Source organism: Leifsonia sp. SIMBA_070, from assembly GCF_046534635.1.
Taxonomy (GTDB): Bacteria; Actinomycetota; Actinomycetes; order Actinomycetales; family Microbacteriaceae; genus Leifsonia.
On record NZ_JAWRYK010000187.1, the window covers coordinates 1 to 278 of the forward strand.

The following is a 278-nucleotide window of genomic DNA, read 5'->3' on the forward strand; positions in this document are numbered from 1 at the left end:
TGCTCTTTTCGATTTCCATAATTAGCCCCTTGTACAATACCGTTGTGTCCTCCATGTAAACTATAACGTGCCATTACTCAACATCTCCTTTTTTATTAGTATATTCAGAGCTTGTCTTATTGCTCTTACCATCCAAAATCTCAACTGCATTTGTTAAAGTTTGTGGGAGTGGAATCCCCATACGACCAGCATTTTCCAAAAAGTGAAAGTAACTCATTACCCATGAAGAAGAAAATAGTCGCTTCACGAATAGCACTGTTACTTCCAAACGCTGCATC

The 278-nt window shown here is 38.5% G+C and carries 1 pseudogene; it reads right to left on the reverse strand.

Going from position 1 to position 278, the window contains the following annotated elements:
* Window positions 1-73: 73 nt before the first annotated feature.
* Window positions 74-278: pseudogene (locus SB754_RS19950) on the reverse strand (hypothetical protein); the annotation flags it as partial.